Origin of the sequence: Pseudomonas sp. SWRI99 (assembly GCF_014270125.1) — a bacterium.
Taxonomy (GTDB): Bacteria; Pseudomonadota; Gammaproteobacteria; order Pseudomonadales; family Pseudomonadaceae; genus Aquipseudomonas; species Aquipseudomonas hamedanensis.
The window spans coordinates 1-4442 of sequence record NZ_JABWQR010000062.1 but is presented as its reverse complement, the minus strand read 5'-3'; the positions used below and the strand labels follow the sequence as shown (position 1 = coordinate 4442).

At 61.4% G+C, this 4442-nt stretch carries 1 protein-coding gene; it reads right to left on the bottom strand.

All coding sequences use genetic code 11. The features are described from left to right. Positions 1 to 4442 (bottom strand): immunoglobulin-like domain-containing protein (locus tag HU743_RS26970; RefSeq protein ID WP_346656540.1); only part of this gene is annotated, 4442 nt, incomplete at both ends.

Sequence of the window (4442 nt, the reverse complement as noted above, 5' to 3'; positions counted from 1 at the left end):
AGGTTTTCGAAGTTACCGCCGGTCACGTTGGTAATCGAGTTGCTCAGTGAAGCCTGACCAGTCAGCGCATCGTTCGGGGCGGTGAAGGTCACGCTGCCGGTAGTCTTGCCGACTTCGATAGTGATCTGCTGACCATTAGCCAGGGCCACCACCACGGGCGAACCGGTTACTGGCGCGCCAACCGTCGCGGTGTAGGTGACGGTGCCGCCTTCGGCAACGCTGGTGTCAGCCGTCAATTCCACCGTCGAGGTATCGATGGTGTCGGTGACGTTGGTTACGGCTGGAACCGGGCTAGGCACCAGACTTTCGAAGTTGCCGCCTGTCGCGTCCGTGATCGTCACTTCGACCTTGCCGGCGTCCTTGTAGACGTCGTCCTTCGGTGCATCGACAGTCACGGCGCCTGCGGTTTTACCCGCGTCGATGGTGATCGTCGCGCCGTTCGACAGGGTCACGGTCACCGGTGTGCCGGCCGGGTTGGTCAGCGTCGCGGTGTAGGTGATCTGGCCACCTTCGGCCACCGAATCGCTCGCGGTCAGGTTCAGGTTGGTAATGTCGGTGGTATCGGAAACCACGGTGTCGGCGGCCTTACCGTCGACCACGAGTTTTTCGAAGTTGCCGCCAGTGGCGCCGTCGATGGTTACGCTCAGCGAGCTGCCGCCCGCCAACGGGCTGTTCGGCGCGACATAGTTCACGCTGCCGGTGGTTTCGCCGACGGCGATGGTGATGGTCTGGCCGTTGGACAGGCTGACGATGACCGGCGAACCGGTCACTGGCGCGGTCACGGTCGCGGTGTAGACCACTGTTTCGCCTTCGGCGACGTTAGCAGTGGCGCTCAGCGACACGGTGGAGGTATCGACAGTGTCATTGACAGTGGTCACGGCTGGCGCTGTGCTGGTGACCAGGTTTTCGAAGTCGCCGCCAGTCGCACTCTTGATGGTCGCCTCGATACTGCCGGCGTCTTTGTAAACGTCATCGGACGGTGCGGGAACAGTCACGGTGCCAGTGGTTTTGCCCGCTTCGATTGTAATCACAGCGCCGTTGCTTAACGTCACGGTCACTGGCGAGCCAGCGGCGTTGGTCAACGTCGCGGTGTAAGTGATCTGCCCACCTTCAGCCACTGTGCCCGTCGCGGACAGCGACAGGTTGGTGGTGTCGACAGTGTCGGTCACGGTGGTGCTGACCGGAGTTTTGTCAGCGACGAGGTTTTCGAAGTTACCACCAGTGACGTTGGTGATCGAGTTGCTCAGCGAAGCCTGACCGGTCAACGCGTCATTCGGTGCGGTGAAGGTCACGCTGCCGGTGGTTTTGCCGACTTCGATGGTGATGTTCTGACCATTGGCCAATGTCACAACGACAGGTGAACCGGTCACTGGCGCGCCAACCGTCGCGGTGTACGTGACGGTCCCGCCTTCGGCAACGCTGGTATCAGCCGTCAGTTTGACGGTCGAGGTATCGATGGTGTCGGTGACATTCGTCACAGCCGGAACATTGCTCGGCACGAGATTTTCGAAGTTACCGCCGGTGGCGCTGCTGATCGTTGCCTGAACCGAACCGGCGTCTTTGTAGACGTCATCGGTTGGTGCGGGAACAGTCGCGGTGCCAGTGGTTTTGCCGGCTTCGATGGTAATGGTGGCGCCGTTGGACAATGTCACGGTCACTGGCGAGCCAGCGGCATTGGTCAGGGTTGCGGTGTAAGTGATCTGACCGCCCTCGGCCACGGACCCGGTCGCGCTCAGCGACAGGTTGGTGGTGTCGACGGTATCAGTCACGGTTGTGTTGACCGGGGTCTTGTCGGCGACGAGGTTTTCGAAGTTACCGCCAGTGACGTTGGTAATCGAGTTGCTCAGCGAAGCCTGACCAGTCAGCGCATCGTTTGGCGCGGTGGAGGTCACGCTGCCGGTAGTCTTGCCGACTTCGATAGTGATCTGCTGACCATTAGCCAGGGCCACCACCACGGGCGAACCGGTCACTGGCGCGCCAACCGTCGCGGTGTACGTGACGGTCCCGCCTTCGGCCACGGAGGTGTCAGCGGTCAGTTTCACCGTCGAGGTATCAATGGTGTCGGTGACGGTTGTCACGGCTGGCGCGGTGCTTGGCACCAGGTTTTCGAAGTTGCCACCGGTGGCGTTGCTGATCGTGGCCTGCACGGAACCTGCGTCTTTGTAGACGTCATCGGTTGGTGCTGGAACAGTCACGGTGCCAGTGGTTTTGCCTGCTTCGATGGTGATGGTGGCGCCGTTGGACAAGGTCACAGTGACTGGCGAACCGGCGGCGTTGGTCAACGTCGCGGTGTAAGTGATCTGACCGCCCTCGGCCACGGACCCGGTCGCGCTCAGCGACAGGTTGGTGGTGTCGACGGTATCAGTCACAGCAGTGCTGACCGGAGTTTTGTCGGCAACGAGGTCTTCGAAATTGCCACCGGTCACGTTGGTGATCGAATTGCTAAGCGACGCCTGACCGGTCAATGCATCGTTCGGCGCGGTGAAGGTCACGGTGCCGCTGGTTTTGCCGACTTCGATGGTGATGTTCTGACCGTTGGCCAGGGTCACGACGACAGGCGAGCCGGTGACCGGCGCGCCGACGGTAGCGGTGTAAGTGATGGTGCCGCCTTCAGCCACCGAGGTATCGGCTGTCAGTTTGACGGTCGAGGTATCGATGGTGTCGGTGACCGTCGTCACGGCTGGCGTAGTGCTTGGCACCAGGTTTTCGAAGTTGCCGCCGGTGGCGCTGCTGATCGTGGCCTGAACCGAACCAGCGTCTTTGTAGACGTCATCGGTTGGCGCCGGAACCGTTACGGTGCCGCTGGTTTTCCCGGCTTCAATGGTAATCACAGCGCCGTTGGACAAGGTCACGGTCACTGGCGAGCCAGCGGCATTGGTCAGGGTTGCGGTGTACGTAATCTGACCACCCTCGGCCACGGAACCGGTCGCGGACAGCGACAGGTTGGTGGTGTCGACGGTATCGGTAACAGCAGTGCTGACCGGAGTTTTGTCGGCGACGAGGTTTTCGAAATTGCCACCGGTCACGTTGGTGATCGAATTGCTCAGCGAAGCCTGACCAGTCAGCGCATCGTTCGGTGCGGTGAAGGTCACGGTGCCGGTAGTCTGGCCGACAGCGATGGTGATGTTCTGACCGTTGGCCAATGTCACGACGACTGGCGAGCCGGTCACTGGCGCACCTACGGTAGCGGTGTAAGTGACGGTCCCGCCTTCGGCAACCGAGGTGTCAGCCGTCAATTTCACCGTCGAGGTGTCGACGGTATCGGTGACATCGGTCACCGCTGGCGTGGCGTTCGGGACGAGGTTTTCGAAGTTGCCGCCCGTGGCATCCTTGATGCTGACTTCGACTTTTCCGGCGTCCTTATAGACGTCGTCCTTCGGTGCGTCGACGGTCACGGTACCGGTGGTCTTGCCGGCCTCGATAGTGATCACCGAGCCATTGCTCAGATTCACGGTGACCGGTGTACCGGCCGGGTTGCTCAAGGTCGCCGTGTAGGTGATCTGGCCACCTTCGGCCACGGTGCCGGTCGCGGACAGCGACAAGCTGGTGGTGTCGGTAACGTCGGTCACCGCGGTGGAGACAGGCGTTTTATCGGCGACCAGATTTTCGTAGTTACCGCCGCTGACGTTGGTGATCGAATTGGTCAGCGCGGCATTGCCGGCCAGCGCATCGTTTGGTGCGGTGGTGGTCACGCTGCCGGTGGTCTGGCCGACACCGATGGTGATGCTCTGACCGTTAGCCAGGGTCACAACGACAGGCGAACCGGTGACTGGCGCGCCGACCGTGGCGGTGTAGGTGACGGTGCCGCCTTCGGCGACCGAGGTGTCAGCGCTCAGTTTCACCGTCGAGGTGTCGACGGTATCGGTGATTTCAGTCACCGCAGGGTTGGTGCTCGGCACCAGGTTCTCGAAGTTGCCGCCGCTCGCGTCCTTGATCGTGACTTCGATCTGGCCGGCATCTTTATAGACGTCATCAGCCGGGGCCGGAACGGTCACGGTGCCGGTGGTCTTGCCCGCATCGATGGTAATCACCGAGCCGTTGCTCAGGGTCACGGTGACAGGCGTGCCCGCCGGATTGGTCAGGGTCGCGGTGTAAACGATCGAACCACCCTCGACCACCGAGCCAGTGGCGCTAAGGCTCAGGCCGGTGTTATCCACCGAATCAGTAATCGTGGTGACCGCAGGCGTGTTGCTTGGCACCAGGTTTTCGAAATTGCCGCTGGTGGCACCAGTGATGGTGGTGCTGACAGTGCTGCCATTGTTGTAAACGTCGTTGGCGGCAGTTGGCACGTTGACGGTGCCGACGGTTTCACCGGCGGCAATGGTGATGGTCGAGCCATTCGACAGGGTGACGGTGACCGGTGTCTGCGCCGGGTTGGTCAGCGTCGCGGTGTAAGTGATCTGGCCGCCTTCAACAATGTTGTTGGTCGCGGTCAACGTCAG